The sequence below is a fragment of the Streptomyces sp. NPDC002779 genome (assembly GCF_042888685.1).
Taxonomy (GTDB): domain Bacteria; phylum Actinomycetota; class Actinomycetes; order Streptomycetales; family Streptomycetaceae; genus Streptomyces.
In genome coordinates this window covers 224,981-250,635 of the sequence record NZ_JBIAQC010000006.1, presented here as the reverse complement: position 1 = coordinate 250,635, position 25,655 = coordinate 224,981, and the positions used below count along the sequence as shown (strand labels likewise).

Below are 25,655 nucleotides of genomic sequence, written 5' to 3'. Positions count from 1 at the left end.
CGTCGCGGCCGAGGTGCGTGCGGGGCTAGGACGTACGGGTGGCGGCCGAGCCGAAGCCCAGCCAGGTGTGGCGGTTGCCCCACCAGCACCAGCCGACCTTGGGGGCGTTGCGGCGCTCCTTGCCGTCCCGGCCCGTGCCGTTGCTGATCCAGATCGCCGGGGTACGGGCGTCCAGCGTGCCGTTGGGCTTGCGCAGGCGGGAGCCGATGGTCATGAAGCAGTGGTTGCGCTCCAGGACGGCCGGCTGCTGGAGGATCCAGTGGATGCCCTCGGTGAGCACCAGCGGACTGCGGCCCCGCCCGATGAGCGCGGGAAGCGCCTCCTCCGGGCTCCAGTTCGCCATGTCGTCGCCGCGGTTCACGCCGTGGACCAGATAGAGCGGGGCATCCGGCAGTTCGACGGCGCACGGGGTGAACTCGTCGACGTCCGGCATGTCGGTGACGACGAACCCGGGCTTGCCGTCGCGGACCAGGAGCGGGGCGAGGACCGAGGCGGGGGCGCGGTCGGGGTGGACGGCCAGCAGGGCGCTCTCGGCGCCCTCGGCCTTCTTGGCGAAGGCCCGCATCTCGTCCGCGGTGATCCCCGCGGACGCGTGCACGCCGAGTTCGATCAGACGCTCCGCCTGCGTCACGAGCCCCGGCAGGACCACAGAGCTGTCGGTGGAAGAGGGCAAGGTACTCCTCGAGTCGGAAGGATCAGGTCGGCTCGGGTCAAACGACGGACGGCGGACCTTTGTTCCCGCGCACTCGGTCCTTCCGTTCACCACCTGATCACCCTTCACCTCTCCGCGTTCGCAAGCTATTTGGTCCCGCCCGGTGTGAACGCGCATAGAACGTGAGCATCCTCATGACATGAACCTGCCTCCCGACAGTCGGGCGGCAGCCTCATGGAGGTGTGGGATGCACCGCAGACTCGGTACCGCACTGGCAACCTCGTCCCTCGCGTTCGTCACCGCCGTCGCCACCGCGACCGCGGCCGACGCCGCTCCCGCCGACAAGCCGCAGGTCCTGTCCAGTTGGACGCAGACCAGCGCGAGCAGCTACAACGCGTGGGCCTCCGCCCGGGCCAACCAGGGCGCCTGGTCGGCCTACGGCTTCGACTGGTCCACCGACTACTGCTCCACCTCGCCGGACAACCCCTTCGGCTTCCCGTTCCAGATGTCCTGCGCCCGCCACGACTTCGGCTACCGCAACTACAAGGCCGCCGGCACCTTCAGCGCCAACAAGTCCCGCCTGGACAGCGCCTTCTACGAGGACCTCAAGCGCGTCTGCAACAACTACGGCGGCGCCACCAAGACCGCCTGCAACAGCACCGCCTGGACCTACTACCAGGCGGTCCGCGCCTTCGGCTGAGCCCGGCCCGCCCGCACGCACGCACCAGGGACGCCGGATCACGTCTCCGGCGTCCCCCGCAGCGCTCTCTTGAGGACCTTCCCGCTCGCGTTCCGCGGCAGCCGCGCCACGAACTCCACCGACCGCGGCACCTTGTAGTTCGCCATCTCCCGGCGCGCCCAGGCCATCAGGTCGTCCGCCGTCAGGACGGAACCGGCCCGCCGGACCACGTACGCCCGCCCCACCTCGCCCAGCCGCGCGTCGGGCACCCCGACCACCGCCACGTCCGCCACATCCGGGTGCAGGCCCAGGAGTTGCTCGATCTCCGCCGGATACGCGTTGAAGCCGCCGACGATGTACATGTCCTTGATGCGGTCGGTCACCCGGAGGTTGCCCGCCGCGTCCAGGACGCCCACGTCCCCCGTCCGCAGCCAGCCGTCCGGCGTCAGCGCCTGCGCCGTGGCCGCCGCGTCCTGCCAGTACCCGCGCATCACGTTGAACCCGCGGACCAGGATCTCCCCCGGCTCCCCGAACGGCGCCGCCACCCGCACCTCGGTGCCCGGGATCGCCCGGCCCGACGTCGAGGCGATCACCGCCGGGTCGTCCCCCCGGCGGCACATCGTCACGATCCCGCTCGCCTCCGACAGGCCGTAGGCGGTCAGCACGGTGGCCACGCCCAGCTCCGAGCGGAGCCGTTCCACCAGCCGCAGCGGGACCACCGCCGCCCCCGTCACCACCAGCCGCAGCGCCGAGAGGTCGAAGGCCCCACGGGCGGGGTGGTCCAGCAGGGACTGCAGCAGCGTGGGCGGGCCCGGCAGCACCGAGACTCCCTCCGCCGCCACGTTCGCCAGCACGGTGTCCACGTCGAACACCGGCTGCGGGATCATCGTCGCCCCGCGCATCAGACAGGCGATGACCCCGGCCTTCCAGCCGAAGGTGTGGAAGAAGGGGTTCACGATCAGATAGCGGTCGCCCGGCCGAAGGCCCGCCAGGTCGCTCCAGACCTCGTACGCCCGCAGGGTCTGGCCATGCGTGATCACCGCCCCCTTCGGGCGGCCCGTCGTACCGGAGGTGTAGACGATGTCCGACGGCGACGACGGGCCCAGGCCCACCGGGTCACCCGCCCGCCCTTCCCCGCCGGCCAGGAAGTCCTTCCAGGTCAGGAAGGACTCCGGCGCGTCGTCCGCCAACACCACCACCCGCTCCAGCGCGGGCAGCGACGCCAGGCCCGCCCGCCGCAGCGAGGCCACGTACGACGTCCCCAGGAAGGTCCCCGTCACGAACAGCAGCCGCGCCCCGCTGCGCCGCAGCACGTCCGCCGCCTCCGCCCCCTTGAACCGGGTGTTCAGCGGCACCAGCACCGCTCCCGCCGACACCGCGCCCAGCGCCGCCACGATCCAGTCCAAGGAGTTCGGCGCCCAGATCGCCACCCGGTCGCCCGGCCGGACCCCGTGCGCGAGGCACGCCGCCGTCGACCGCGAGACCCGCTCGCCCAGTTCGGCGTAGGAGATCCGGGTACGGCCCTCCACCACCGCCTCGGCGCCCGCGTACCGCTCGGCCGCATACCGGACGAGCCCAGCGATGCTGCCCCACTCCACGTCACCGCGCACTACAGCCTCCCCGCCACTAGCTGACTACCCGTCAGATTAGCTATAACCTGACGACCTGTCAGGGGCGCCGAACGGGAGGGGCAGCATGGCCGGGATCAAGGACGCCACCGCCATCGTGGGCATCGGGCAGACCGCCTTCGCCAGGCAACTCCCCGAGGACGAGCGCACCCTCGCCTGCCGGGCCGTCCTCGCCGCGCTCGACGACGCCGGGATCGCACCGGGCGAGGTGGACGCGCTCGCCTCCTACACCATGGAGGAGACGGACGAGGTGGAGCTGGCCAAGGCGGTCGGCCTCGGTGACCTCACCTTCTTCAGCAAAGTCGGCTACGGCGGCGGCGGTTCGTGCGCCACCGTCGCCCACCTCGCCGCCGCCATCGCGGCCGGCCAGGCCACGGTCGGCGTCGCCTGGCGCTCCCGCAAACGCGGCAGCGGACCCAGACCCTGGACCAACACCGACGTCCAACTCCCCACGCCCGCACAGTGGACGCGACCCTTCGGGCTGCTGCGCCCGGTCGACGAGATAGCCATGCTGGCGCGCCGCCACATGCACGAGTACGGCACCACCCGCGACCACCTCTTCAACGTCGCCCTCGCCTGCCGCAACCGCGCCAACCAGAACCCCGCCGCGATCATGTACGACCGCCCGCTCACCCGCGAGATGTACATGACCTCCCGCTGGATCAGCGAACCGCTCTGCCTGTACGACAACTGCCTGGAGACGGACGGCGCGCTGGCCTGTGTCGTCACCACCGGGGAACGGGCCCGAGACTGCGCCCGCAAGCCCGTCTACGTCCACTCCGCCGCCCAGGGCCTGCCCGCCCAGCACCACGGCATGGTCAACTACTGGAACGACGACCCCCTTACCGGCCCCGCCTGGACCGCCGCCCGGCACCTGTGGAAGCACGCCGACCTCACCCCGCAGGACATCGACGTCGCCCAGATCTACGACGCCTTCACCCCGCTCGTCCCGCTCTCCCTGGAGGGCTACGGCTTCTGCGCACGCGGGGAGGGCGGGGCGTACACCGAGGGCGGCGCCCTGGAGATCGGCGGACGGCTGCCCCTCAACACCGGGGGCGGCGGCCTCTCCGAGGCGTACGTCCACGGCTTCAACCTCATCACCGAAGGCGTCAAGCAGCTCCGCGGCACCAGCACCGCCCAGGTCCCCGGCGCCGCCACCTGCCTGGTCACCGCCGGTGAGGGCGTGCCCACCTCCGCGCTGCTCCTGAGGAGTTGATCCAGGATGCTCACCCCCGTCACCGACGCCGACGGCGCCCCCTTCTGGCGATACGCCGCCCGGGGCGAACTCCGCGTCCAGACCTGCGCCGACTGCGCCGAGCCCCGCTTCCCGCCCCGGCCGTGCTGCCCGCACTGCCAGTCCTTCGCGAGCCGGTGGCGGCCCGTGAAGGGACACGGCCGCATCTGGTCCTACGTCGTCCCGCACCCGCCCCTGCTGCCCGAGTACGCGGCGCTGGCCCCGTACAACGTGGTGCTCGTCGAGCTCGTCGACGCGCCCCGGATCCGCCTGGTCGGCAACCTCGTCGGCCGGGCCGGTGAGCCGCTCGGCTCCCTGCCGCCGGACCGGGTGCGCATCGGGGCCCGGGTGCAGGCCGTCTTCGCTCCCGGCGGGCTGCCGCAGTGGGTTCCGGAGCGGCCGTGAACCTGCGCGTCTCCGCCGACCGGGACACCGGCGTCGCGGTCGTCACCCTGAACCGGCCCGACCGGCTCAACGCCATCGACCTCGCCACGGCACGGGAACTCGCCGACACCTGGCGGGCGTTCCGCTTCGACGACTCGGTGCGCGCGCTCGTCCTCACCGGCGCCGGGGAGCGGGCCTTCTGCACCGGGATCGACCGGGATGCCGTGGTGGAGCAGCCGAACTCGCCGTACATGCAGGACGATCCGCTGCTGAGGATCGGGCCCAAGTCCAACGACCTGTGGAAGCCGGTCGTCGCGGCGGTGCGGGGGATGGCCTGCGGCGGGGCCTTCTATCTGCTGGGCGAGTGCGACTTCGTGATCGCCGACCCCACGGCCGCCTTCTTCGATCCGCACACCACCTACGGCATGGTCAGCGCCTACGAGTCGGCGCTGATGGCGCAGCGGATGCCCGCGGGCGAGGTGGCGCGGATGATGCTCATGGGCACCGCCGAGCGGATCTCCGCCCGGCGGGCCCACGAGGTGGGTCTGGTCTCCGAACTCACGGAGGACGGCGGCCACTTGCCAGCCGCACTGGAGTGCGCCCGCGTGATCGCCGGTTACCCCGCCGAGGCCGTCCAGGGCACCGTCCGTGCCCTGTGGGCGGCCCAGGAGGCGGCCCGCGCCCCGGCCTTCGCCCAGGCCCCGCACCTCATCGCGCTCGGCAACGCGCCCGCCGAGCGGCAGGCGGAGCTGTTCGCGGGGCGGCGGACCGGGAGCCCCCGGGTGAGGTGAGGGCCGTCAGCCGGTCGTGCCGGGCATCAGCTCGGCCTCGCAGTGGTCGATCCGGGCCGCCACGGCCGCGTCGGGAAGGCCGACCTGGACGGTCACCGTCTCGTTCGCCGGGACGACCTCGTCCACGGTGGCCAGATCCACCACGGCGGCCTGGGCGTCCAGGAAGTGGACGACGACGGTGACCTGGTCGCTGACCCCGCCCGGGTTGGTGACCTCGACGACCGCGTACGGGTCGGCCTCGGTCGCGCAGCTCACCAGCTCCACCGTGGTGTCCTGCGCCGCCTCGGCGGAACCGGAGCCACCCGAGCCGGAGCCGTCGTAGTCGTCGTAGTCGTCGTCCTGACGCGAGGACGAACTGTCGTGGTCCTGGCCGGAGCTGCTGCACCCGCCGCCCGAGTCACCGTCCCCGCCGCTGCCGCCGGTGCCCCGGCCCGACGAGAAACCCGTCAGCGCCAGAACCACCATCGCCGTCACCGCTGCGTACTTGAGCCTGCGCCCCCGAAGATCCATACGGCGACCCTACTGACCGCCTGTCACGACCATGTCACCGCGTGGCGACCAGGTCGTCCCCGGCGTAGCGTCGGGGTGGAGGGCGGCGTCCCGGCCGCTCCCGGCAGCGGCGGCCGCCGTCCGGACTCCCTTCCGTGCGCCGGTACGACGGCCGTCCCCCGCCTCACGCCGTACGTGCGGTGCCCGTGCCCTTCTCCGCGTCCAGCGCGTACACGCACCGGTCCTTGCTGCACGCGTACACCACCCCGTCCCGCACCAGGGGCGAGCCGGTGATCTCGCCACCGGTCGCCAGCTTCCAGCGCAGCCGGCCGTCGTCGGCCTTGAGGGTGTAGAGCAGATGGTCGGTGGAGCCGAAGTGGATACGGCCCTCGGCCACCGACGGCGCCCCCACGATCTCCCCGCCCGCCTGGAAGCGCCACTTCGGCGTTCCGGTGACCGCGTCCAGCGTGTACAGCCCCTTGCCGCTGCCCACGTGCACATGGCCCGCGGCCACCAGCACCGGCTCGATGGAGGATCTGGACTCGGTCGCGATCCGCCAGCGGTCGCGGCCGTCGGTCGCGTCCAGGGCGTACACCGTGCCGAGGTAGTCGGCGAGGTACACGCCGCCGCCGGTCACCGCCGGGCCGGGCACGAAGGCCGGCGGGCAGAGGAAGACCGCCGGTGCCTCGAAGTGCCAGCGGACCTGCCCCGAGGTGACGTCGAGCGCCAGGACCCGGGTGCCCGCGGAGACGTAGACATAGCCGTCCACCGCCTGCGAGACCCGGACCGGGACACCGCCGCAGGACGCCGCGTCGCCGATGGGGTACGACCAGCGCTCGTCACCCGTACGGGCGTCCAGGGCGCGCAGCCGGGCGTCCTGCCAGACGTAGACCGTGCCCTCGTGCAGGGCGGGGCCCGCCTCGGGGGACTCGAAGTCGGTCTGGGCGCCGGTCAGCTCCCACAGCTTCTGTCCGGTGGACGCCTCCCAGCCCTGCACCCCGCCTCCGCGGGTGCCGGTGACGACGGTGCCGCGTTCGGCCTTCAGGGAGTAGACCCAGGCGTCCGTCGGCAGCCGCCACAGGTCACCGCCCTCCCGGCAGTCCAGGGCGAAGAGGGTGGGCCCGTCGGAGGCGTGGATACGGCCGTCCGCGACCGCCATCGACCAGGCGACGTCCCTCGTCTTGAAGCGGCGGCGGCCGGTGCCGACGTCCAGCGCGTGCACCTCGAAGGAGGTGACGTAGACCAGGTCGCCGGAGACCGCGGGCGTGCCCCACACGTCGTTGGACATGCGGAACCGCCAGGGGCGCCAGCCGCTCGCCGTCTCCGGGGGCGCGGCCGGCGCGGGAGGCACGGCCGGGCCCACGGCCGCGTCGGTGCCGTTGACCCCGGGGCGCGGCTTGGACCAGGAGGCGACCAGGCCGGCCTCCGGCGGCGGTGCCTTCACGGCGGCGGCGCGGGCGTCGGCGACGCGCGGTCCCGGTCCGATCGGGACCTGGGCGCCCGCCAGGCGCACCGGGCCGGTGTCGGGGGCACCGGCCGGGACGGGGGGCGCGTGCGGGGGCGGGGGCGGCACCGCGCGGCCGGCGCTGCGGCCCGAGGCGGCGGGGCCGGGCTTGGCCGGCGGGCGGCCGTTGCGGCGGGCCTCGATCAGGCTCACCGCCCGCTCGGGCAGCCACGCCGACGCCGTACCGCTGTCGTCCGAGCCGGAGCCGAAGAGGTGGGGTGCGAGCTGGGCCTGGAGGTCGGCCGGGTTGGGGCGGGCGGTCGCCTCCATCTGCATGCAGGACTCGATGAGCGGGCGCAGTTCGTCCGGGAGGCCTTCGAGGTCCGGGCCCTCCCGGAGCAGCATGAAGACCGTCTCCACCGGGTTGGCGCCGTGGAAGGGCGGATGGCCCGTGGCCGCGAAGACCAGCATCGAGCCCAGCGAGAAGACATCGCTCGCGCCCGTGACGCTGCGGGAGTCCTTCGCCTGCTCGGGGGACATGTAGGCGGGGGTGCCCACGGCGACGTTCGTCATCGTCAAACGGGTGTTCGAGACACCGGAGGCGATCCCGAAGTCGATCACCCGGGGGCCGTCCTCGACGACGAGGACGTTGGAGGGCTTGAGGTCGCGGTGGACCAGGCCGGCGCCGTGGATCGACTGCAGCGCCTCCGCCACGCCCGCCGCCAGCCAGCGCACCGCCTGGGCCGGCAGGGGCCCGCACTCGTTCACTATCTCCTCGAGGGAGGGCGCGGGGACGTACGCGGTGGCCAGCCACGGCACGGCGGCGCGCGGGTCGGCGTCGACCACGGCCGCGGTGTAGAAGCCGGAGACGGCCCGGGCCGCCTCGACCTCGCGCGTGAAGCGGACGCGGAAGAGCTGGTCCTCGGCGAGCTCCGTGCGGACCGTCTTGATCGCCACCCGCCGACCGGACGCCGAGCGCGCGAGATAGACCAGCCCCATGCCGCCGGCCCCCAGCCGTCCCAGCACCTCGAACGGCCCGATACGCCGCGGATCGTGCTGTGTCAGCTGATCCACCACTTGCCTGCCACCTCCCCGTACGGGCCGCGTCACCCACGTATGTACGCGGCCCCGTGCAGCGTCTCACCACCGCACCGCCATGGCGGCACGCACCCCGATTCTTCCTGTACGCGGGCACGGTTGCGAACCCGGGGGCAGATCGGGGTGTCTTCGGACAAAAACCTCAGTTCGAGCGCTCGAGCAGCGCGAACGACGCCCCCTGATTGTCGGTGACGACGGCCACCGTGCCGTACGACGTCTCAAAGGGTGGAGCCTGGACCCGTCCGCCCAGTCGCCGCACGGCTTCCACGGCCTCCGCGCAGTCCCGTACGGCGAAGTGGACGAGGAAGTGGGGCGGCATCTCGGCGGGGAAGACGTCGGAGACCGGGGCGCGGCCGAAGTCCGGCTCGGCACCGGGGCCGAACAGTGCCTCGTGGAAGAGGTCGCCGTAGAAGTCGTTGGCGGCCTCGGTGTCCCGGGCGTACAGCTCGGCCCAGGCGAAAGTGCCGGGTTCACGGCGGCGCCCGAAGCCGGGGTGGCTGCCCGCCTGCCAGAGGCCGAAGACGGCGCCCTCCGGGTCGGTGACCAGGGCGGTCACCCCGTCCCCGGCACCGGCCTCGACGGGCGCGGTGACGATCTGGCCGCCCGCCTCCCGGATCCGCCGGACCAGCGCCCGGGCGTCGGGGGTGGCGAAGTGGACCGTCCAGACGGTCGGCATCCGTCCGTCCGTCTTGGGGACGAGGGCCGCGACCGGCTCCCCGTCCTTGAGCGCGTATCCCCGCTCGTCGAAGCTCCATCCGAAGAGCTCACCGTAGAACCGCTTGCCCGCCTCGACGTCGGGGAGCTGGGCGTCCACCCAGCAGGGGACGCCCTCGACATACCCGGATGCCCTGTTTTCGGCCATGCCGCCAAAGTAACGGCCCCTTGTGCACGCCGCAGACCAGGCACACCAGCCTCCCCGCAGCCGGGCACCCCATTTGCAGTCGGCCGAATCGCGCTCCGATCACCCCTCGGTAAGCTGACGACATGACAGGACAAGTGCGTACCGTCGACGGCCGCGTGGCCGGCCGGCGTGGGCAGGCGACCCGGCAGAAGCTGCTCGACTGCCTCAGCGAGATGCTCAGCTCCTCTCCCTACCGGGACGTCAAAGTCATCGATGTCGCCCGGAAGGCGGGCACTTCGCCCGCCACCTTCTACCAGTACTTCCCGGACGTCGAGGGCGCCGTCCTGGAGGTCGCCGAGCAAATGGCCGCGGAGGGCGCCGGGTTGACCGAGCTGCTCGCGGGGCGGTCGTGGGTCGGCAAGTCCGGCTGGCAGACCGCGCAGGAACTCGTCGACGGATTCCTGGAGTTCTGGCGGAAGAACGACGCGATCCTGCGCGTGGTGGACCTCGGCGCCGCCGAGGGAGACAAGCGCTTCTACAAGATCCGGATGAAGATCCTCAACTCGGTGAACAACTCCCTCGCGGACGCGGTCGCGGAGCTGCAGGCCAAGGGCAAGGTCGACAAGGACGTCAACCCGGCCGCGGTGGCGGGTTCGCTCGTCGCGATGCTCGCGGCGGTGGCCTCGCACCAGAAGGGCTTCCAGACCTGGGGCGTCAAGCAGGCCGAACTCAAGCCCAATCTGGCCCTGTTGGTGCACCTGGGCGTGACCGGCAAGAAGCCGTCCAAGTAGCGGCCCCGGAACCCTTTCAGGTCTCTGTAGGCCCCACGTCCTGTCTGGCAGGCGGCAGTTCATCCCGGTGGGCACCGGGTGAACCGCCGCCTGCCGTGCTATGCGGGCAGCGGCCGGTCGCGGACGACGTGCTTCATCACCAGCGTCGAGGTCAGCCGCTGCACCCCGGGCAGGGTGGCGAGGCGCTCGTCGTACAGCCGCTGGAAGGCGGCGAGGTCGGCGGTGGCCACCCGGAGCAGGTAGTCCGGCTCCCCGAACAGCCGCTGGGCGTCCAGGACGTGCTCGATCTCCCCGATGGCCCGCTCGAACCCGGCGACGGTGTCCCGGTCCTCCTGCCGCATCGAGACGAAGACCAGCGCCTCGAAGGTCAGCCCCACGGCCGTCGGCTCCACGACGGCCCGGTAGCCGCTGATCGCCCCCGACCGCTCCAGCTCGCGCAGCCGCCGGTGGCAGGGCGAGACGCTCAGCCGCACCCGCCCGGCCAGCTCGGTCACGGTCAGCCGTCCGTCCTGCTGAAGCTCGGCAAGAATTTTCCGGTCCACGTCGTCCATGGGGCAAATCTTCCCTCATACCCCGGGGTATCGAGCAAACTTCGACAACACTTTCGGGCCATTCCCGCCTAATCTCCCCAGCATGGACTCCGGAACCCTCCTCTCCTTCCTCGCGCTCGACCTGCTGCTGGTCTGTGTGCCGGGCGCCGACTGGGCGTACGCGATCTCGGCGGGGCTGCGCGGCGGCTCGGTGACGCGGGCCGTGGGAGGTCTGGTGAGCGGGTACGCCCTGCACACCGTGCTGGCGGCCGCCGGGCTCGCCGTCCTGGTCGCGGGTTCGCCCGCGCTGCTGACCGGGCTGACGGTGGCCGGGTCGGCGTATCTGGTGTGGCTGGGGTGGAGCGTGTTGCGCCGGCCGGGGGTGCCCGGGGCGGCGGCCGGGACCGGGGACCGGGTGTTCCTGCGCGGGGCGATGATCAGCGGGCTGAACCCGAAGGGGCTGCTGCTGTACCTGTCGGTGCTGCCGCAGTTCCTCGTCACGGACGGCAGCCGGGTGCCGGTGCCCGCGCAGACCGCCGCGCTCGGGCTGCTCCACATGGTGTGCTGCGCCGCCGTCTACCTCACGGTCGGCCTAGGCGCCCGCGCGCTGCTCGGCGCCCGCCCGGCGGCGGCGCGGGCGGTCACGCGGACCTCCGGGGCGGCGATGCTGGGGATCGGCGCGTTCCTGCTGGTCCAGCACACCCTGTGAGTCCCTGGAGCTATGAGTCTCCCTGGGGCTATGAGTCTCCCTGGGGCTATGAGTCTTTCGGTACGAGTCTGAAGAGCCGGATCTCCCGCTCCACCCGTGCCTGATACGTGGCGTAGGGCGGCCAGAAGGCCAGCACCGCCTGCCAGGCGGCCGCCCGCTCCTCGCCCTGGAGCAGCCGCGCGGTCACGGGGATGTCGGCGCCCTTCCAGTTGATCTCGGCGTCGGGACGGGCGAGCAGGTTGGCGGTCCAGGCGGGATGGCCGGTCCGGCCGAAGTTGGAGCCGACGATGATCCAGGTCCCCTTCTCCGGCTCCGGCATGCAGGCGAGCGGGGTCCGGCGGGGCAGTCCGCTGCGGGCGCCGGTGGAGGTCAGGATCACCCCGGGCAGCAGCCGGGCGCTGAGCAGCACCCGGCCCCGGGTGAGCCGGTGCACGGCACGGTCCAGCGCCGGGACCACATGCGGGGCGACCCGGGCGAAGCCGCGCGTGGAGGACACCTTCTGCACCAACCGGACGCCGATCACACCCGCACCTCCCGCTTCCCGAAGAGCCGCGCCGCCCGGGCCGCGTGCGCCCGCAGCCGGTGCACCGGCCCGAACAGCAGCTCGTCGCCCGCGGCGCGCTTGAAGTACAGGTGAACGTCATGCTCCCAGGTGAAACCAACGCCTCCGTGCAACTGGACAGCCTCCCCCGCGGCACCCCGCAACGCCTCCAGCGCCTGGGCCAGGGCGAGCGCGCCTACGGCCCCCCGGTCGGCGGTCGCGGGCCCGCCAGAGGCACCCCGGTCGGCGGTCAGGGCTCCGGGAGGTGTTCCGAGGCCGGAGGTCCAGGCGGCGTAGTAGGCAGCTGATCTGGCCGCCTGGACCTGGACGTACACGTCGGCCAGGCGGTGTTTGACGGCCTGGAAGGAGCCGATCGGGCGGCCGAACTGCTCCCGGTGCTTCACATGCTCGACGGTCAGTTCCAGGACCCGGTCCGCGGCACCGACCGCCTCGCAGGCGAGAGCGGCGGCGGCGGTGTCGCCGAGGCGGGCCAGGGCGGCGAGCGTGTCGGCGCCCCCCTCGCCCAGCAACCGCGCCTCCACGTCCCGGAGTTGGAGCCGGGCGAGCGGCCGGGTGGCGTCCAAGGCGGTCTGCCGGGTCCGGACGAGCCCGTCGGCGTCCCCGCGGACCAGGAAGAGGTCGGTGCGGGAGCGGGCGAAGCCGCCGGTGCGGGCGGCGACGACGAGGAGCCCGGCGCTGTGGCCGTCGAGGACGTGTGAGATCTCCCCGTACAGTCGCCAGCCGTCACCGGCCGTCGCTCGGGCCCGCACACCGCAGGCCTGCCCGCCGCCGACCGAGTCCCCGCTGTCGTCACCGTCGCGCGCGAAGGCGGCGCCCGGGGCGGCCAGGGCGGCGGGTGCAGGCCGGGCCTGTACACCCCCCGCTCGCCCGCCTCCGGCCCAGTCGCCGTCGTTGTCGCAGGTGAGCGCGAGTCCGGCGACGGGGGCCGCCAGGGCGGCGGTGAGGGATCCGGCGGCGATCCGGGGCAGCAGGTCGGCGCGCTGGTCGTCGGTGCCGAGGGCGAGGATCAGCGGGGCGGCGAGCACCGCGGTGGCGAGCAGGGGCGAGGGGGCGAGCAGGCGGCCCGTCTCCTCCATGGCCAGGGCCAGCTCGGCCGGCGTGCAGCCGACTCCGCCGTAGCGCTCGGGGAGGGCGAGTCCCGGCAGGCCGAGCCGGCCGGCGAGGGCGGTCCACAGGGCGGGGTCGTGGCCCGCCGGGGTGTCGACGGCGGCCCGCGCTTCCTCCCGACCGCACCGCTTGCGGAGCAACTCGCGGAGCGTGCGGCGGATCTCGTCCTGTTCGGCGGTGAAACCGGCGTCCATCGCTGCCCCTTCCCTCCAGATCTGACGGTCCGTCATATTAGGAGGGCCGGATCGAGATGCCCAGAGGGAGAGCCCTGTCATGACTGCCGGGAAGCGGAAAGTCGCCGTGGTCGGGGTCGCCCTCTCCGACTGCGGCCGGCTGGACGACGCGACGCCCTACACCCTGCACGCCCAGGCGGCCCGCCGGGCGCTCGCGGACGCCGGCCTCGACCGCGCCCTGGTCGACGGCCTCGCGTCCGCCGGAACCGGCGTCCTCGCGCCGGTCGAGGTGGCCGAGTACCTGGGCCTGCGCCCCACCTGGGTCGACTCCACCTCGGTGGGCGGCTCGACCTGGGAGGTCATGGCGGCGCACGCGGCGGACGCGATAGCCGCGGGGCACGCGAACGCGGCCCTGCTGGTCTACGGCTCCACCGCCCGCGCGGACATCCGGGCGGGCCGCAGGACCGGCGACCTGTCCTTCGGCGCCCGGGGCCCGCTCCAGTTCGAGGCGCCGTACGGCCACACCCTCGTCGCCAAGTACGCGATGGCCGCACGCCGCCACATGATCGAATTCGGTACGACGATCGAGCAGTTGGCCGAGGTGGCGGTGCAGGCCCGGCAGCACGCGGCGCTGAATCCGCAGGCGATGTTCCGGGACCCGATCACGGTCGACGACGTCCTGTCGGGACCGATGATCGCGGACCCCTTCACCAAGCTGCACTGCTGCCTGCGGTCCGACGGCGGGGCGGCGGTGCTGCTGGCGGCCGAGGAGTACGTACGGGACTGCCGCACGGCGCCGGTGTGGGTGCTGGGGAGCGGCGAATGCGTCTCGCACGCGGCGATGTCCGAGTGGGAGGACTTCACGGTGTCACCGGCGGCGGTGAGCGGGCGGCTGGCGTTCCGGCGGGCGGGGGTGCGGCCCGCCGAGATCGATGTGGCGCAGATCTACGACGCGTTCACCTACATGACGCTGGTGACGCTGGAGGATCTGGGGTTCTGCGCGAAGGGGGAGGGCGGAGCGTTCGTGCAGGCGCGGGAGCTGCCGGTGAACACGGACGGGGGCGGGCTGTCCGCCCAGCATCCCGGGATGCGAGGGCTGTTCCTGCTGGTGGAGGCGGTGCGGCAACTCCGCGGGGAGTGCGAGGCACGGCAAGTGCACGCCGCCGACGGGGGGTTGCCGCGCCTCGCTGTGGCGTCCGGGACGGGCGGGTGGTTCTGCTCGTCGGGGACGGTGGTGCTGGGGCGGGACTAGAACAGGGCGCGCGGGTCGGCGTGCAGGCGCTCGGCCAGGCGGACGGTGATGAACTCGTTGTCGTCCGCCTGGCCGGCCGTACGGCCGGAGGAGAAGGGGAAGTTGTTGTCGTTCAGGACGGCGAGGGTGCGGTCGTCGAGCAGGACGACGTCCTCGATCGTCTGGAACGGGTCGTGGTTCTTCTCATGGCGGGCACGGTAGGGACGCTCGGTGACGTACGGGTCAACGGCAGGCGACGCCGGCCGGTGGGGAACAGGTACCCGCCGGGCTTCGTTGTGCACCACAGCGTTGTGCACCACAGCACAGGACGACTCGTCGATGCGCAGGAGGAGACCGAAGATGGCCCTGACCCGCGAAGAGCGCGAGCAATTCCTCGCCGAGCCCCATGTCGCCGCCCTCGCGGTGCACGCGGGAGAGGGGCGCGGCCCGCTGACCGTGCCGATCTGGTACCAGGTCGAGGACGACGGGCACGTCTGGATCATGACCGGGCTGGACTCGCGGAAGAACCAGCTGATCAGCGCGGCGGGCCGGTACTCGCTGATGGTGGACCGGCTGGAGCCGACGATCCGGTACGTGTCGGTGGAGGGCCCGGTCGTGGAGACGGTGCCCGCGACGATCGACGACCTGCGCGAGATCTCGGCGCGGTATCTGCCGCCGGACAAGGTCGACGGGTATGTCGACTTCGCCTGGAAGAACCACGGCGAGCAGGTGATCGTCCGGATGCGGCCCGAGCGTTGGGTCTCCTCGGACCTGGGAAACATCTGACAATCGGTGCATGGATCTTCATGAGCTGCTGAGGTCACTGCGGGTGTGGGACCCGGAGGTGACCGAGTTGCCGCCCTTCGACCCGGAGTCGGCGCCGGACGGGCCGCTGCCGCTGTTCGCGAGCTGGTTCGCGGACGCGGTGGCGGCGGGGCAGACCGAGCCGCACACCATGTCGCTGGCGACGTCGGACGAGGAGGGCAGGCCGGACGTACGGACCGTGATGCTGCACGGGGCGGACGCGGACGGCTGGTCCTTCGCGACGCACGCCGGCAGCCGGAAGGGACGGCAGCTCGCGGCACGGCCCTTCGCCGCGCTGGGCTTCTACTGGCCGGTGCTGGGGCGGCAGGTGCGCGTACGGGGGCCGGTGACGGCGGCCGCCTCGTCCGACAGCCAGGCCGATCTGCACGCCCGGTCGACGGGGGCGCTGGCGGCGGCCCTCACCGGTCGGCAGAGCGAAGTGCTGGGCTCGCTGGACGAGTTGGCGCGCGTCTCGGCCGAGTCCTGGGCGCGGGCCCAGCAGGAACCGGACGCCCCCGTCCCCACCTGGACCCTCTACCGCCTGCACCCGGAGGAAGTGGAGTTCTTCCAGGGCGAGCGGCAACGCCGGCACGTACGGCTGAACTACCGCCGTACGGAATCCGGTTGGGCCCGCGAACTGCTCTGGCCCTAGACCGAGGGGGCTAGGCCGGGGGGGCCTGGGTGCCCGCGCCGCCCGAGAAGTCGTGCACCTCGAAGTCGGCCACCGCGCGGTAGCCGAGCCGCTGGTAGAGGACGTTGGTGGTGGTGTTGGTGAGGTCGGTGAACAGGAGGACCTCTTCCGCTCCGGCGCGCACGGCGGCGCGGCTGACCTCGACCGTCACCGCACCGGCGTATCCGCGTCCGCGCAGGTGGGGCGGGGTGTAGACGGGAGCGATCCGGACCTGGCCCGCGACCATCGGGGTCACCCCGCACATGGAGACGGGGGTGCCGTCGGCGTCCTCCCAGAGGGTGACGCCGCCGTAGGCGATGCGGTGGTCGGCCCACGCCTCGACCTCCCCGGCCGCGTGCTCACCGACGCTCTCGGTGAACTCGCCGTACCAGCGGATGAGCAGGTCCCGGTCCTTCTCGCCCGCCACCCGCGCCGCGCCCGGCGGGACCGGCTGCGGCATCATCAGCATGCCCAGCCGGTACAGCCGCTGGCGCTGGCGCAGGGCCGAGGTCGCGCCGGTGTGCCGCTGCCAGGAGCGGATGAAACCGGCGGCCGTCTCGCGGGTGCCGATGATGCCCGGCACCGAGTGGCCGACGGCGACCAGATGGGCGGCGAGGGCGTCGGTCTCGTCGGCGGTGAGCGGGGTGACGTTGAGCCGGTAGGGCGGGGTGCGGAAGTAGGCTCCGCGCACCTGACCGTCCCGTTCCATCACCCCGAACACGGGCGGCTCGTCACCGCCGTACGCGCGCAGGCCGCGCGTGCGCAGTGACTCCGTCACCGTCAGGGCGACGGTGTGCAGATCGGGGCGCGACCGCAGGAAGCCACCCGCGTGGCCCAGAAAGCGGTCGAGGTCTTCGGTGACGTACCAGTCGTCCGAGCGCATGTCTCATGATCCCGCCTCTGTCCGGGACTTGGCCATGCTTTGTCAGGGTGAACACACGGCCGTCACATCGACGCTAGCGTCCCGTCTTCATGACGCGTCTTCATGACGCGTCCGGCTCCGGATCCTCCGCGAGCCGCGCGTGCAGGTGCGAGTCCCGGTAGGCGTCGTGCCGTCCCGCCTCCCACATGGCGCCGCGCAGGGTTCCCTCGTACCGGAACCCGCAGCGCTCGGCGATGTGGCAGGAGGAATCGTGGCCCACCGCGTGATCGAGTTCGATCCGGTGCAGGCCCAGATCGGTGAGCGCCCAGCGGGCCGCCAGGGCGAGGGCGCGGGTCGCGATTCCCCGGCCGCGCTCCTCGGGCAGGACCCAGTAGCCGACGCGCGCCGTGTTCATCACGCGGTTGATGACGTTGACGCCGATGTGCCCGAGCGGCCGTCCGGTCACCGGGTCGGCGATGCAGTACGGCGCCGCCCCGCCCTCCGCCGCGGTCCGCGCCGACGCCCGGAGCTGCTCGCGCGCGGTGTCCACGTCCGTGGTGAACCGCAGGGGGGTGTTCCAGCGCCGGAACTCGGGGTCGGTACGGCCCCGCAGCCACGCCTCGACATCGGCCCGCGACGCCGGGTTCCAGGGACGCAGCCACAGGTCCGGGGTGCGCAGATCGGGGAGACGCGGTCCCTTGTAGCGCTGCTCGTCGAGGGCCATGAGGCCATTGAAACGGGTTGCTCATTCGCGCGCATGGGGTGGGGGGGCGGGTGGTGCGGGTGGGGGGGGTTGTGTGTGGGCGTGGACGGGATAGGTGGGCGGTGCGGGTGGGTGTGGGCGGGACACGGGTCGGGCTGTGCGGGTGGGCGGGCGCGGGGCGGAACACGGGTCCGGACGGGGCGGGCGGGCGGGCGCGGGTGGGACACGGATCGGGCGGTGCGGGCGAGCGCGGGCGACACACGGGCCAGGGCGGTGCCGGTGAGCGCGGGACACGGATCGGGCGGCGCGGGCGAGCGCTGGCAACACACGGGCCAGGGCGGTGCCGGTGAGCGCGGGACACGGATCGGGCGGTGCGGGCGAGCGCGCGGGACACGAGTCGGGCGGTGCCGGTGAGCGCGGGCGACACACGGGTCAGGACGGTGCCGGCGGGCATGGGCGGAACACCGGCATCCCGTCCCGGAATCCCGCCTCCAGCTCCATCCCGGCCCGCAGCGGCGCCTGCCCCGCCGCCCCCGTCCACTCCACGATCTCCGTCATCATCCGGGGACCCTCGGCCAGGTCGACGACGGCGGCGACGTAGGGGGTGCGCTCCCCGAAGGGCGGGAGGTCGTTGCGGTGGACGACCGACCAGGTGTAGAGCGCGGCCCGGCCGCTCGCGGTCTCCCAGACCACGTCCTCGCTCCAGCAGTACGGGCAGAACTCGCGCGGGTAGTGGTGGGCCCTCCGGCAGGCCCGGCAGCGGCGCAGGAGCAGGTGTCCCCGCGCCGCCGCGTCCCAGTAGGGGCGGGTGAAGGCGTCGGGTTCGGGGAGGTCGTGGCGCACCCGGGCCGCCATCAGAAGAGCCCCAGCGCGCTGTCCAGGGACCAGGTCTGCCAGGACATGCCGAACAGGGCCACCAGGGAGATCAACGCCATCATCGAGTTCTGGCCCTGCTCGGCCCAGTCGTGGATCATCAGCGCGAAGTAGACGACGTTCAGCAGCAGCCCCGCAACCAGGGCGACGGGGGTCAGGAAGCCCACGATCAGGCCGAGGCCGAGAGCCAGTTCGGCGTAGGCGACGACGTACGCCATCGTCCGCGGCCGGGGCGCCACGACCACGTCGAAGCCGGAACGTACGGCGTTCCAGCGGTGCTTGGCGGCCACGTCCGCCGCCCAGGCGATACCGCCGCCCTCGAACCAGGTCTTCTTGTCCTTGTGCCGCCAGCTCTCCAGCCACCACAGGCCGAGGCCTATGCGGAGCACGGCCAGCCATTCCGCGCCGCTGAGCCAGATCGTGTCCATGGATCTGACGGTACGTCAGATAGCTCTTGGACGGGAGACCCCCTGTGGGTCTCCTATGAGTAGCGCTGAATTGTTGGCAATTTTGTCGCCACTATGGCTACCTTCGCATACGCAAGCCCAATGACCCGAGGGAGCCGAACGTGAAGCACAGGGCAGTCAAGCGCAGGACCGTCGTGTTGGGCATAGGCGCGGCAGCCGGGGCGGCGGCAGCGGGCGGAATCACCTTGAGCGCACAAGCCTCGTCGGACTCGGACTCGGACTCGGACTCGGACTCGGACTCGGACTCGGGCTCCGGCTCCTCGTCCTCCTCCGGCGCGCTCGCCTTCGACCCGGCCGCCTACACCACGCTGACCACCACGGTCACGGACGCCGAGGGCACCGAGCACGAGGTGACGTACCGCTTCTGGAAGGCGATCACCTATGTCGCCAAGCCGGTGGACGAGACGTACCAGTCGCTGAACGTCAGCGTCCCCGTCAAGATCGACGGCAAGGCGGTCGACGCCTCCGGCGCCCCCATCCTGCTCGCGAACTCGATCGGCGGATACATGCCGTCCTCCGTCGCGAACGCGACCGGTATCGGCGGCGGAGGGATGCCCGGTGGCGGTGGCGGCGGAGGCACGCCCAGCGGCACCCCCTCGGCGGCCGGCAGCGCCCTGCCCAACGCCAGCGGGAACACCAACGCCAACGGCGGCGCCCTCGCCTCCAACCAGCTGCTCGCCCTCGCCGCCGGTTACGTCGTCGTCGAGCCCGGCGCCCGGGGCCGCACCCTGAAGAACTCCGCGGGCGAGTACTACGGCACCGCCCCCGCCGCGATCGTCGACCTCAAGGCGGCGGTCCGCTACCTGAAGGCCAACAAGGGCCGCGTACCGGGCGATGTCGACCGGATCGTCTCGGCCGGCACCAGCGCGGGCGGCGCGCTGTCCTCGCTGCTCGGCGCCTCCGGCGACAGCCCGCTCTACGCGAAGTACCTCGAGGAGATCGGCGCCGCCGACGCCTCCGACGCCGTCTTCGCGGTCGGCGCCTGGTGCCCGATCACCGACCTGGAGCACGCCGACGGCGCCTACGAGTGGAACTGGGGCGGCAACACCCTCAGTACCGGCAAGCAGGTCGACCAGACGGTGTCCAAGGCACTCCGGGCACAGTTCGCCGAGTACCAGGCGGGCCTGAAGCTGCGTGGGCTGAACCGCTTCGGCACCCTGAACGCCCGCAACTACGACGAGTACCTGGTCAAGCAGTACCTGGAGCCGTCGGCCACGAAGTACCTCGCCGCCCTGTCCGACTCCGCGCGCGAGACCTACCTCGCCGCGCACACCTTCATCACCTGGAAGAACGGCAAGGCGTCCTTCACCTGGGCGGACTTCCTGACGCATGTCGGCGCCCGCAAGAAGACCGTGCCGGCCTTCGACGGCTTCGACCTGTCCACGGGCGAGAACAACCTGTTCGGCGCGGGCACCACCCAGGCCCGTCACTTCACGGCGTACGGCGCGAAGAACGACTCCACGGGCCTGGACTCCCGGCGGGTCGCGAGCGACATCCCCGCCAAGCTGGACCTGATGAACCCGATGTACCACCTGGTGGAGAAGGCCAACTCCCGGCGCTCCAAGCACTGGTGGATACGGCTCGGCACCAAGGACTCGGACACCTCCCTGACGGTCTCCGCGAACCTGGCCGCCGCCGCGAACGCCCTCGGCGACGAGGTGAACCACTTCTACTACTGGGACGAGGGCCACGGCGCCAACACCGACGCCGGCGACTTCATCACCTGGATCGCCAAGGTGACGGGCCACAAGAGCACGTAGCCGGCCGCCGTACGTCACCGGTCCCGCCCACTTCTCCCACAGGCGTGATCAATCCGCAACCAATTCCGGTCTTGACCGAGACCCATCAACGGGGTGCGTGATTACGCTCGCGCTCATGGCCGACTCCACAGCGCATTCACCAACCGACGCGGACCGCCCGGTGTACGTCATCGGCGGCGGTCCCGGCGGGCTCGCCGTCGCGTACTCCCTGCGCGCCCGGGGCATCCGCGCCGTCGTCCTGGAGAAGTCCGACCGCGTCGGCGCCTCCTGGCGCGGCCACTACGACCGGCTGCGCCTGCACACCACCCGCCGCCTCTCCGGCCTGCCCGGACTGCCGATACCCCGGCGGTTCGGGCGCTGGGTCTCCCGGGACGACGTGGTGCGGTACCTGGAGAAGTACGCCGAGCACCACGAGCTGGAGATCGTCACCGGCGTCGAGGTCTCCCGCGTCGACCGCGCGCCCGACGGCGACGGCTGGCTCCTGCACGCCACCGGCGGCCGCGAGCTGACCGGCGCCGCGGTGGTCGTCGCCACCGGCTACAACCACACCCCGCGGCTCCCCGACTGGCCCGGCCGCGACACCTGGACCGGCGAGATCCTGCACGCCTCCGCCTACCGCAACCCCCGGCCCTACGCCGGCCGTGACGTCCTCGTCGTCGGGGTCGGCAACACCGGCGCCGAGATCGCCGTCGACCTGGTCGAGGGCGGCGCCTCCCGGGTACGGCTGTCGGTGCGCACCGCCCCGCACATCGTGCGCCGCTCCATGGCCGGCTGGGCCGCCCAGTACTCCGGCGTCCTGTGCCGGCGCCTGCCGGTCGGCCTGGTGGACCGGCTCTCCCGCCCGCTGGCGAAGCTGAGCGTGCCGGACCTGTCGGCGCAGGGGCTGCCCCGCCCGGACACCGGCCTGTACAGCCGGGTGCTCGAAGGGGCCGTCCCGGTGCAGGACGTGGGCCTCATCGACGCCGTCCGCAAGGGCCGGGTGGAGGTGGTGGCCGCCGTCGACCACTTCGACGACGGCAAGGTGACCCTCGCCGACGGCACCCTCCTCGTACCGGACGCCGTCATCGCCGCGACCGGCTACGTCCGCGCCCTGGAGGGTCTGGTCGGCCATCTCGACGTCCTCGACGACCGCGGCAGACCGCTCGTCCACGGCGCCCGCACCCCGTCCCACGCCCCCGGCCTGTACTTCACCGGCTTCACCAACCCCATCAGCGGGATGCTGCGGGAACTGGCCATGGACGCCGAGAAGATCGCGAAGGCCGTGGCGAAGAGGGCCGGAGACCGCCTGTCCCGGCTGCCCGTCACCTGAGAGGCTCGTTCCGCAGGTAGCTTCTCCGCTCAACTTTGCCTGCACAGCCATTCCTGACGGAGTGTCAGTTCAGTAATCTGACACTGCGTCAGTTAATCGCTGTCACACAGGAGCGGGCGGACCGATGCTTGGATCAACCCACGGCAGCCTCACCACCGACTCCCGACGGACCCGGGTCATCGCCTGCGGCGAGCAGCCCGGGCCCGCCGTCCATGGCCGGCCGGCCGAGGTCGACGATCTCGACGTCAGCGGCCGTCCCCTGTACGCGGACGTCCCCGATCTGGACCGCTTCTTCCACCCCGAGTCGGTCGCCGTGATCGGCGCCTCGGACGCCGAGGGCCGGCCCCACACCGGTGTCACCCGGCAACTGCTCGCCTGGTCCCAGCGGGTCGGCGCCCGGCTCCACCCGGTGCACCCGAACCGCCCCTCCGTCTTCGGCATCCCCTGCTCTCCTTCCGTCGCCGACCTGCCCGAGCAGGTCGATCTCGCCGTACTGCTGGTCGCCGACCCCCTTCCGGTGATCGAGGAACTGGCCGAGGCCAAGGTGAAGTTCGCGGTCGTCTTCGCCTCCGGGTTCGCCGAGACCGGTGCGGAGGGCGCCGCCGCGCAGGCCCGGCTCGCCGCCGCCGTCGCGCGGTCCGGAATGCGGCTGCTCGGCCCCAACACCAACCTCAACGCCTTCGAGGAGTTCCGCACCGACCTCGAAGGTCCCGCCATCGCCCTGATCACCCAGTCCGGGCACCAGGGGCGGCCCGTCTTCGCCCTGCAGCAGCTCGGCGTGCGCCTCTCCCACTGGGCGCCCACCGGCAACGAGGCCGACCTGGAGACCTCCGACTTCCTCTCCTACTTCGCCGAGCGCCCCGAGGTGGGAGCCATCGCCTGCTATGTGGAGGGCCTGAAGGACGGCCGCTCCTTCCTCCTGGCCGCCGACCGGGCGGCCCGGCGGGGGGTGCCGGTGGTCGCGGTCAAGGTGGGCCGCACCGAGACCGGCGCCCGCACGGCCGCCTCGCACACCGGCAAGCTGACCGGCGCGGACGGGGTGGTGGACGCGGCGATGCGGCAGTACGGGGTGATCCGCGTCGACGGTCTGGACGAGCTCCAGGACACCGCCACCCTGCTGGCCCGGGCGCGGCCTCCGCGCGCCGACGGCGTCGTCGTCTATTCGATCTCGGGCGGCACGGGCGCGCACTTCGCGGACCTGGCGACCGAGGCCGGGCTGCGGCTGCCGGTGCTGTCCGAGGCCAAGCAGGCCGAGCTGCACCAGTGGATACCCGAGTACCTGAGCGTGGCCAACCCCGTCGACAACGGCGGGCATCCGGTCGGCGACCAGCGCGGCCGGAAGATCATCGACGCCCTGCTCGACGACCCGGAGGTGGGGGTCCTGATCTGCCCGGTCACCGGGCCCTTCCCGCCGCTGAGCGACCGGCTGGTGAAGGACCTGGTCGACGCGGCCGAGCACACCGACAAGCTCGTGTGCGTGGTGTGGGGATCGCCCGTCGGTACCGAGCCGGCCTACCGCGAGGTCCTGCTCGGCTCCTCCCGGGTGGCCACCTTCCGCACGGTCGCCAACTGCATCACGGCCGTCCGCGCCTACCTCGACCACCACCGCTTCACCGCGGCCTACCGCTCCCCCTTCGACCGCGCCCCGCGCACCCCCTCCCCCTCCTTCCGCAAGGCCCAGGCGCTGATGCGCCCAGGACAGCAGCTGAGCGAGCACGCGGCGAAGCAGCTGCTGCGGGCGTACGGCATTCGCGTGCCGCGCGAGCAGCTGGTGACCAGCGCGGCGGCGGCCGTACGGGCGGCCGGCCTCGTCGGCTACCCGGTGGTGATGAAGGCGTCCGGCGCACGAATCGCCCACAAGACCGAGCTCGGCCTGGTCAAGGTCGGCCTTACCTCGGCCAGTCAAGTCCGTGACGCCTACCGGGAGTTGACGGACATCGCCCGCTACGAGGACGTCTCCCTGGACGGCATCCTGGTCTGCCAGATGGTCGAGCGGGGCGTCGAGATGGTCGTCGGTCTGACGCATGACGAGCTCTTCGGGCCCACCGTGACCGTCGGGCTCGGCGGGGTGCTGGTCGAGGTGCTGCGCGACACCGCCGTACGCGTGCCGCCCTTCGGGGAGGAGCAGGCGCGGGACATGCTCCATGAACTGCGCGGGCGGGCCCTGCTCGACGGGGTCCGGGGGCGGCCCCCCGCGGACACGGACGGGCTCGTCGAAGTCGTCCTGCGGGTGCAGCGCATGGCGCTGGAGCTGGGGGACGAGCTGGCGGAGCTGGACATCAACCCGCTGATGGTGCTGGAGCGGGGGCAGGGCGCGGTGGCGCTGGACGCGCTGGCGGTGTGTCGCGAACATGTCTGATTCCCCCTGTGTGCCCGGAAATGCCGTTGAGTCATTGGTACCTCACGCCACTGACAACGGCGTCTGCCGCATCACCCTCAACCGCCCCGAGGCCCTCAACGCCCTTACCCCTGACCAGCGAGAACGCCTCATCGAACTGCTCGCCGAGGCGTCGGCGGACGCTGCGGTCGGAGCTGTCGTGCTCACCGGAACCGGCCGCGGATTCTGCGCGGGCGCGGACCTGCGCGGCGCGACCGCGACCGCGACCGCGACCGCGACCGGCGACCGGATCCCCGGTGACGTGGCCCGCATGCTCCGCCTCGGCGCCCAGCGCCTCACCACCGCCGTCCTGGACTGCGAGAAGCCGGTCATCGCGGCGGTGAACGGCACGGCGGCGGGGCTCGGCGCGCATCTGGCGTTCGCCTGCGACCTCGTGCTCGCCGCGGAATCGGCCCGATTCATCGAGGTGTTCGTCCGCCGGGGCCTCGTCCCCGACGGCGGCGGCGCCTATCTCCTGCCCCGGCTGGTCGGACCCCAGCGGGCGAAGGAGCTGATGTTCTTCGGCGACGCGCTGACCGCGGCGGACGCGGAACGGCTCGGGCTGGTCAACCGGGTCGTCCCGGACGCGGAATTGGAGAACACGGCCCACACCTGGGCGGAACGCCTCGCGACCGGCCCCACCCGCACCCTGGCCCTGACGAAACAACTCGTCAACGCCTCCCTCGACACCGACCGCGCAGCCGCGTTCGCGGCGGAGGCGGCAGCGCAAGAGATCAACATGACGACCCAGGACGCCCAAGAGGGAGTGACAAGCTTCGCCGAGCGGAGAAGCCCAGTGTTCCGGGGCCGCTAACCCCGTGCACCGGAGGCGGATCCACAGATCCCCCACACCTTCCAATCTGACGCACCGTCAGGTTCAATGGCCGGTGTGATGGGACATGCAGGGATGGCCGCAGCCGCCGTCCGTTACCTCAGGTCGGCCGACGCCCCGCGCGTGGAGCCGCTGCCGCGGCCGGAGTTGCGGTGTGTCGGCGAGGACGAGCGGGCGCCGGTCGGGCAGGCCGAGTTCCGGCGGGTGCTCGGGAACTTCGCGACCGGGGTGACCGTTGTCACCTCACCAGCCGCCGACGTCGAAGCCTCCCCCGCCGGTTTCGCCTGCCAGTCCTTCTGCGCCCTCTCCCTCGACCCGCCCCTGGTCGCCTTCATGGTCGGCCGTACGTCGACGAGCTGGCCGCGCATCGCCCGCGCCGGCGTCTTCTGCGTCAACGTCCTGGGCGCGCACCAGGGCGAGCTGTGCCGTGGCTTCGCGGTCAGCGGCGGTGACAAGTTCGCCGGGGTCGCCCACGACGCGGCGCCGGTGTCCGGCTCACCGCGCCTGGCGGGAGCGCTCGCCTGGATCGACTGCACGATCCACGCCGTCCACCCGGGCGGCGACCACCTCATCGTGGTGGGCAGGGTGGACGCGCTGGGGGCGACCGAGGACGAGGTGGCGCCACTGCTGTTCCACCGGGGCCGCTTCCTCTGAC

27 protein-coding genes are annotated in these 25,655 nt (G+C 72.5%); 14 read left to right on the top strand and 13 right to left on the bottom strand.

Annotated elements, in window-relative coordinates:
• Positions 1-25: 25 nt before the first annotated feature.
• Positions 26-673: a DUF5701 family protein gene (locus tag ACFYW5_RS19245; protein WP_389418209.1), complete on the bottom strand. Its 648-nt coding sequence runs from the start codon at positions 671-673 to the stop codon at positions 26-28.
• Positions 674-899: 226 nt separating this feature from the next.
• Between ACFYW5_RS19245 and ACFYW5_RS19240 the strand changes: the two genes are divergently transcribed.
• A complete protein-coding gene (locus ACFYW5_RS19240) occupies positions 900-1,352 on the top strand; it encodes a phospholipase (protein WP_389418208.1) in 453 nt (150 codons plus the stop codon).
• Between the two features lie 38 nt (positions 1,353-1,390).
• Here ACFYW5_RS19240 and ACFYW5_RS19235 read toward each other — a convergent pair whose 3' ends face one another.
• Positions 1,391-2,941, bottom strand: a complete 1,551-nt coding sequence (locus ACFYW5_RS19235) for a FadD3 family acyl-CoA ligase (RefSeq protein WP_389418207.1) — start codon at positions 2,939-2,941, stop codon at positions 1,391-1,393.
• Between the two features lie 85 nt (positions 2,942-3,026).
• Between ACFYW5_RS19235 and ACFYW5_RS19230 the strand changes: the two genes are divergently transcribed.
• Genes ACFYW5_RS19230 through ACFYW5_RS19220 form a run of 3 tightly spaced genes read left to right on the top strand, consistent with a single transcriptional unit; the run spans position 3,027 to position 5,368 of the window.
• Positions 3,027-4,175: a lipid-transfer protein gene (locus ACFYW5_RS19230; protein WP_389418206.1), complete on the top strand. Its 1,149-nt coding sequence runs from the start codon at positions 3,027-3,029 to the stop codon at positions 4,173-4,175.
• A gap of 6 nt (positions 4,176-4,181) precedes the next feature.
• The gene (locus ACFYW5_RS19225) at positions 4,182-4,598 is read left to right on the top strand and encodes a Zn-ribbon domain-containing OB-fold protein (RefSeq protein ID WP_389418205.1); all 417 of its coding nucleotides are present in this window, start codon (positions 4,182-4,184) and stop codon (positions 4,596-4,598) included.
• Positions 4,595-5,368 (top strand): enoyl-CoA hydratase/isomerase family protein, encoded by a 774-nt coding sequence (locus ACFYW5_RS19220; RefSeq protein WP_389418204.1) that lies wholly within the window; start codon positions 4,595-4,597, stop codon positions 5,366-5,368. Before ACFYW5_RS19225 ends, ACFYW5_RS19220 begins: the two co-directional genes overlap by 4 nt.
• A gap of 6 nt (positions 5,369-5,374) precedes the next feature.
• Here ACFYW5_RS19220 and ACFYW5_RS19215 read toward each other — a convergent pair whose 3' ends face one another.
• The 3 genes from ACFYW5_RS19215 to ACFYW5_RS19205 form a co-directional block, all read right to left on the bottom strand.
• Positions 5,375-5,878 (bottom strand): hypothetical protein, encoded by a 504-nt coding sequence (locus ACFYW5_RS19215; protein WP_389418203.1) that lies wholly within the window; start codon positions 5,876-5,878, stop codon positions 5,375-5,377.
• Between the two features lie 163 nt (positions 5,879-6,041).
• Positions 6,042-8,378, bottom strand: coding sequence for a PQQ-binding-like beta-propeller repeat protein (locus tag ACFYW5_RS19210; protein WP_389418202.1), 2,337 nt, complete (start codon positions 8,376-8,378; stop codon positions 6,042-6,044).
• Positions 8,379-8,541: 163 nt separating this feature from the next.
• The gene (locus ACFYW5_RS19205; RefSeq protein ID WP_389418201.1) at positions 8,542-9,261 is read right to left on the bottom strand and encodes a VOC family protein; all 720 of its coding nucleotides are present in this window, start codon (positions 9,259-9,261) and stop codon (positions 8,542-8,544) included.
• Positions 9,262-9,395: 134 nt separating this feature from the next.
• Between ACFYW5_RS19205 and ACFYW5_RS19200 the strand changes: the two genes are divergently transcribed.
• Complete coding sequence (locus ACFYW5_RS19200; RefSeq protein WP_389418428.1) at positions 9,396-10,031, top strand: TetR family transcriptional regulator; 636 nt, start codon at positions 9,396-9,398, stop codon at positions 10,029-10,031.
• A 98-nt stretch (positions 10,032-10,129) separates the two neighbouring features.
• On the opposite strand, the gene ACFYW5_RS19195 is transcribed toward ACFYW5_RS19200, so the two are convergent.
• Entirely contained in the window at positions 10,130-10,582 is a 453-nt protein-coding gene (locus ACFYW5_RS19195; RefSeq protein ID WP_250071985.1) for an Lrp/AsnC family transcriptional regulator, read from the bottom strand.
• Between the two features lie 82 nt (positions 10,583-10,664).
• Between ACFYW5_RS19195 and ACFYW5_RS19190 the strand changes: the two genes are divergently transcribed.
• On the top strand, positions 10,665-11,270 hold the full coding sequence (locus ACFYW5_RS19190; RefSeq protein WP_389418200.1) for a LysE family translocator: 606 nt from the start codon (positions 10,665-10,667) through the stop codon (positions 11,268-11,270).
• A 46-nt stretch (positions 11,271-11,316) separates the two neighbouring features.
• Here the strand turns inward: ACFYW5_RS19190 and ACFYW5_RS19185 are convergent, their stop codons facing one another.
• Together ACFYW5_RS19185 and ACFYW5_RS19180 are read right to left on the bottom strand one after the other, a co-directional pair.
• Complete coding sequence (locus tag ACFYW5_RS19185; protein ID WP_389418199.1) at positions 11,317-11,793, bottom strand: nitroreductase family deazaflavin-dependent oxidoreductase; 477 nt, start codon at positions 11,791-11,793, stop codon at positions 11,317-11,319.
• A complete protein-coding gene (locus ACFYW5_RS19180) occupies positions 11,790-13,133 on the bottom strand; it encodes an acyl-CoA dehydrogenase family protein (RefSeq protein WP_389418198.1) in 1,344 nt (447 codons plus the stop codon). Before ACFYW5_RS19180 ends, ACFYW5_RS19185 begins: the two co-directional genes overlap by 4 nt.
• A 79-nt stretch (positions 13,134-13,212) precedes the next feature.
• Between ACFYW5_RS19180 and ACFYW5_RS19175 the strand changes: the two genes are divergently transcribed.
• Positions 13,213-14,364: an acetyl-CoA acetyltransferase gene (locus tag ACFYW5_RS19175; protein WP_389418197.1), complete on the top strand. Its 1,152-nt coding sequence runs from the start codon at positions 13,213-13,215 to the stop codon at positions 14,362-14,364.
• On the opposite strand, the gene ACFYW5_RS19170 is transcribed toward ACFYW5_RS19175, so the two are convergent.
• Positions 14,361-14,648 carry a hypothetical protein gene (locus ACFYW5_RS19170; protein ID WP_389418196.1) on the bottom strand — a complete coding sequence of 96 codons (288 nt, stop codon included), beginning with the start codon at positions 14,646-14,648 and terminating at the stop codon, positions 14,361-14,363. The genes ACFYW5_RS19175 and ACFYW5_RS19170 overlap by 4 nt on opposite strands.
• Positions 14,649-14,703: 55 nt before the next feature.
• On the opposite strand from ACFYW5_RS19170, the gene ACFYW5_RS19165 reads away from it, so the two are divergent.
• Positions 14,704-15,129 (top strand): pyridoxamine 5'-phosphate oxidase family protein, encoded by a 426-nt coding sequence (locus ACFYW5_RS19165; RefSeq protein ID WP_389418195.1) that lies wholly within the window; start codon positions 14,704-14,706, stop codon positions 15,127-15,129.
• Between the two features lie 10 nt (positions 15,130-15,139).
• Complete coding sequence (locus tag ACFYW5_RS19160; protein ID WP_389418194.1) at positions 15,140-15,799, top strand: pyridoxal 5'-phosphate synthase; 660 nt, start codon at positions 15,140-15,142, stop codon at positions 15,797-15,799.
• 10 nt (positions 15,800-15,809) lie between these two features.
• On the opposite strand, the gene ACFYW5_RS19155 is transcribed toward ACFYW5_RS19160, so the two are convergent.
• From ACFYW5_RS19155 to ACFYW5_RS19140, 4 genes are all read right to left on the bottom strand, one after another.
• Positions 15,810-16,700, bottom strand: a complete 891-nt coding sequence (locus tag ACFYW5_RS19155) for a GNAT family N-acetyltransferase (protein WP_389418193.1) — start codon at positions 16,698-16,700, stop codon at positions 15,810-15,812.
• A gap of 100 nt (positions 16,701-16,800) precedes the next feature.
• The gene (locus ACFYW5_RS19150; RefSeq protein ID WP_389418192.1) at positions 16,801-17,403 is read right to left on the bottom strand and encodes a GNAT family N-acetyltransferase; all 603 of its coding nucleotides are present in this window, start codon (positions 17,401-17,403) and stop codon (positions 16,801-16,803) included.
• 411 nt (positions 17,404-17,814) lie between these two features.
• Positions 17,815-18,237, bottom strand: a complete 423-nt coding sequence (locus ACFYW5_RS19145; RefSeq protein ID WP_389418191.1) for a Zn-ribbon domain-containing OB-fold protein — start codon at positions 18,235-18,237, stop codon at positions 17,815-17,817.
• The gene (locus ACFYW5_RS19140; RefSeq protein WP_389418190.1) at positions 18,237-18,683 is read right to left on the bottom strand and encodes a DoxX family membrane protein; all 447 of its coding nucleotides are present in this window, start codon (positions 18,681-18,683) and stop codon (positions 18,237-18,239) included. Before ACFYW5_RS19140 ends, ACFYW5_RS19145 begins: the two co-directional genes overlap by 1 nt.
• Positions 18,684-18,823: 140 nt before the next feature.
• Here ACFYW5_RS19140 and ACFYW5_RS19135 point away from each other — a divergent pair, with 140 nt between their 5' ends.
• The 5 genes from ACFYW5_RS19135 to ACFYW5_RS19115 all read left to right on the top strand — a co-directional run bounded on the left by ACFYW5_RS19135 (position 18,824) and on the right by ACFYW5_RS19115 (position 25,654).
• Positions 18,824-20,482, top strand: coding sequence for a subtype B tannase (locus ACFYW5_RS19135; RefSeq protein ID WP_389418189.1), 1,659 nt, complete (start codon positions 18,824-18,826; stop codon positions 20,480-20,482).
• A gap of 115 nt (positions 20,483-20,597) precedes the next feature.
• Positions 20,598-21,791 (top strand): flavin-containing monooxygenase, encoded by a 1,194-nt coding sequence (locus tag ACFYW5_RS19130; protein ID WP_389418188.1) that lies wholly within the window; start codon positions 20,598-20,600, stop codon positions 21,789-21,791.
• Between the two features lie 124 nt (positions 21,792-21,915).
• Positions 21,916-24,150, top strand: a complete 2,235-nt coding sequence (locus tag ACFYW5_RS19125; RefSeq protein WP_389418187.1) for an acetate--CoA ligase family protein — start codon at positions 21,916-21,918, stop codon at positions 24,148-24,150.
• Positions 24,143-24,982, top strand: coding sequence for an enoyl-CoA hydratase/isomerase family protein (locus ACFYW5_RS19120; protein WP_389418186.1), 840 nt, complete (start codon positions 24,143-24,145; stop codon positions 24,980-24,982). The genes ACFYW5_RS19125 and ACFYW5_RS19120 overlap by 8 nt, the downstream gene beginning before the upstream one ends.
• Before the next feature lie 93 nt (positions 24,983-25,075).
• Positions 25,076-25,654: a flavin reductase family protein gene (locus tag ACFYW5_RS19115; RefSeq protein WP_389418185.1), complete on the top strand. Its 579-nt coding sequence runs from the start codon at positions 25,076-25,078 to the stop codon at positions 25,652-25,654.
• Position 25,655 lies beyond the last annotated feature (1 nt).

Coding starts and splice junctions, on each gene's coding strand:
- ACFYW5_RS19240 (WP_389418208.1), top strand. CDS start 900: ATGCACCGCAGACTCGGTACCGCACTGGCAACCTCGTCCCTCGCGTTC.
- ACFYW5_RS19230 (WP_389418206.1), top strand. CDS start 3,027: ATGGCCGGGATCAAGGACGCCACCGCCATCGTGGGCATCGGGCAGACC.
- ACFYW5_RS19225 (WP_389418205.1), top strand. CDS start 4,182: ATGCTCACCCCCGTCACCGACGCCGACGGCGCCCCCTTCTGGCGATAC.
- ACFYW5_RS19215 (WP_389418203.1), bottom strand. CDS start 5,878: ATGGATCTTCGGGGGCGCAGGCTCAAGTACGCAGCGGTGACGGCGATG.
- ACFYW5_RS19205 (WP_389418201.1), bottom strand. CDS start 9,261: ATGGCCGAAAACAGGGCATCCGGGTATGTCGAGGGCGTCCCCTGCTGG.
- ACFYW5_RS19195 (WP_250071985.1), bottom strand. CDS start 10,582: ATGGACGACGTGGACCGGAAAATTCTTGCCGAGCTTCAGCAGGACGGA.
- ACFYW5_RS19190 (WP_389418200.1), top strand. CDS start 10,665: ATGGACTCCGGAACCCTCCTCTCCTTCCTCGCGCTCGACCTGCTGCTG.
- ACFYW5_RS19180 (WP_389418198.1), bottom strand. CDS start 13,133: ATGGACGCCGGTTTCACCGCCGAACAGGACGAGATCCGCCGCACGCTC.
- ACFYW5_RS19175 (WP_389418197.1), top strand. CDS start 13,213: ATGACTGCCGGGAAGCGGAAAGTCGCCGTGGTCGGGGTCGCCCTCTCC.
- ACFYW5_RS19165 (WP_389418195.1), top strand. CDS start 14,704: ATGGCCCTGACCCGCGAAGAGCGCGAGCAATTCCTCGCCGAGCCCCAT.
- ACFYW5_RS19160 (WP_389418194.1), top strand. CDS start 15,140: ATGGATCTTCATGAGCTGCTGAGGTCACTGCGGGTGTGGGACCCGGAG.
- ACFYW5_RS19155 (WP_389418193.1), bottom strand. CDS start 16,700: ATGCGCTCGGACGACTGGTACGTCACCGAAGACCTCGACCGCTTTCTG.
- ACFYW5_RS19150 (WP_389418192.1), bottom strand. CDS start 17,403: ATGGCCCTCGACGAGCAGCGCTACAAGGGACCGCGTCTCCCCGATCTG.
- ACFYW5_RS19145 (WP_389418191.1), bottom strand. CDS start 18,237: ATGGCGGCCCGGGTGCGCCACGACCTCCCCGAACCCGACGCCTTCACC.
- ACFYW5_RS19140 (WP_389418190.1), bottom strand. CDS start 18,683: ATGGACACGATCTGGCTCAGCGGCGCGGAATGGCTGGCCGTGCTCCGC.
- ACFYW5_RS19130 (WP_389418188.1), top strand. CDS start 20,598: ATGGCCGACTCCACAGCGCATTCACCAACCGACGCGGACCGCCCGGTG.
- ACFYW5_RS19125 (WP_389418187.1), top strand. CDS start 21,916: ATGCTTGGATCAACCCACGGCAGCCTCACCACCGACTCCCGACGGACC.
- ACFYW5_RS19120 (WP_389418186.1), top strand. CDS start 24,143: ATGTCTGATTCCCCCTGTGTGCCCGGAAATGCCGTTGAGTCATTGGTA.
- ACFYW5_RS19115 (WP_389418185.1), top strand. CDS start 25,076: ATGGCCGCAGCCGCCGTCCGTTACCTCAGGTCGGCCGACGCCCCGCGC.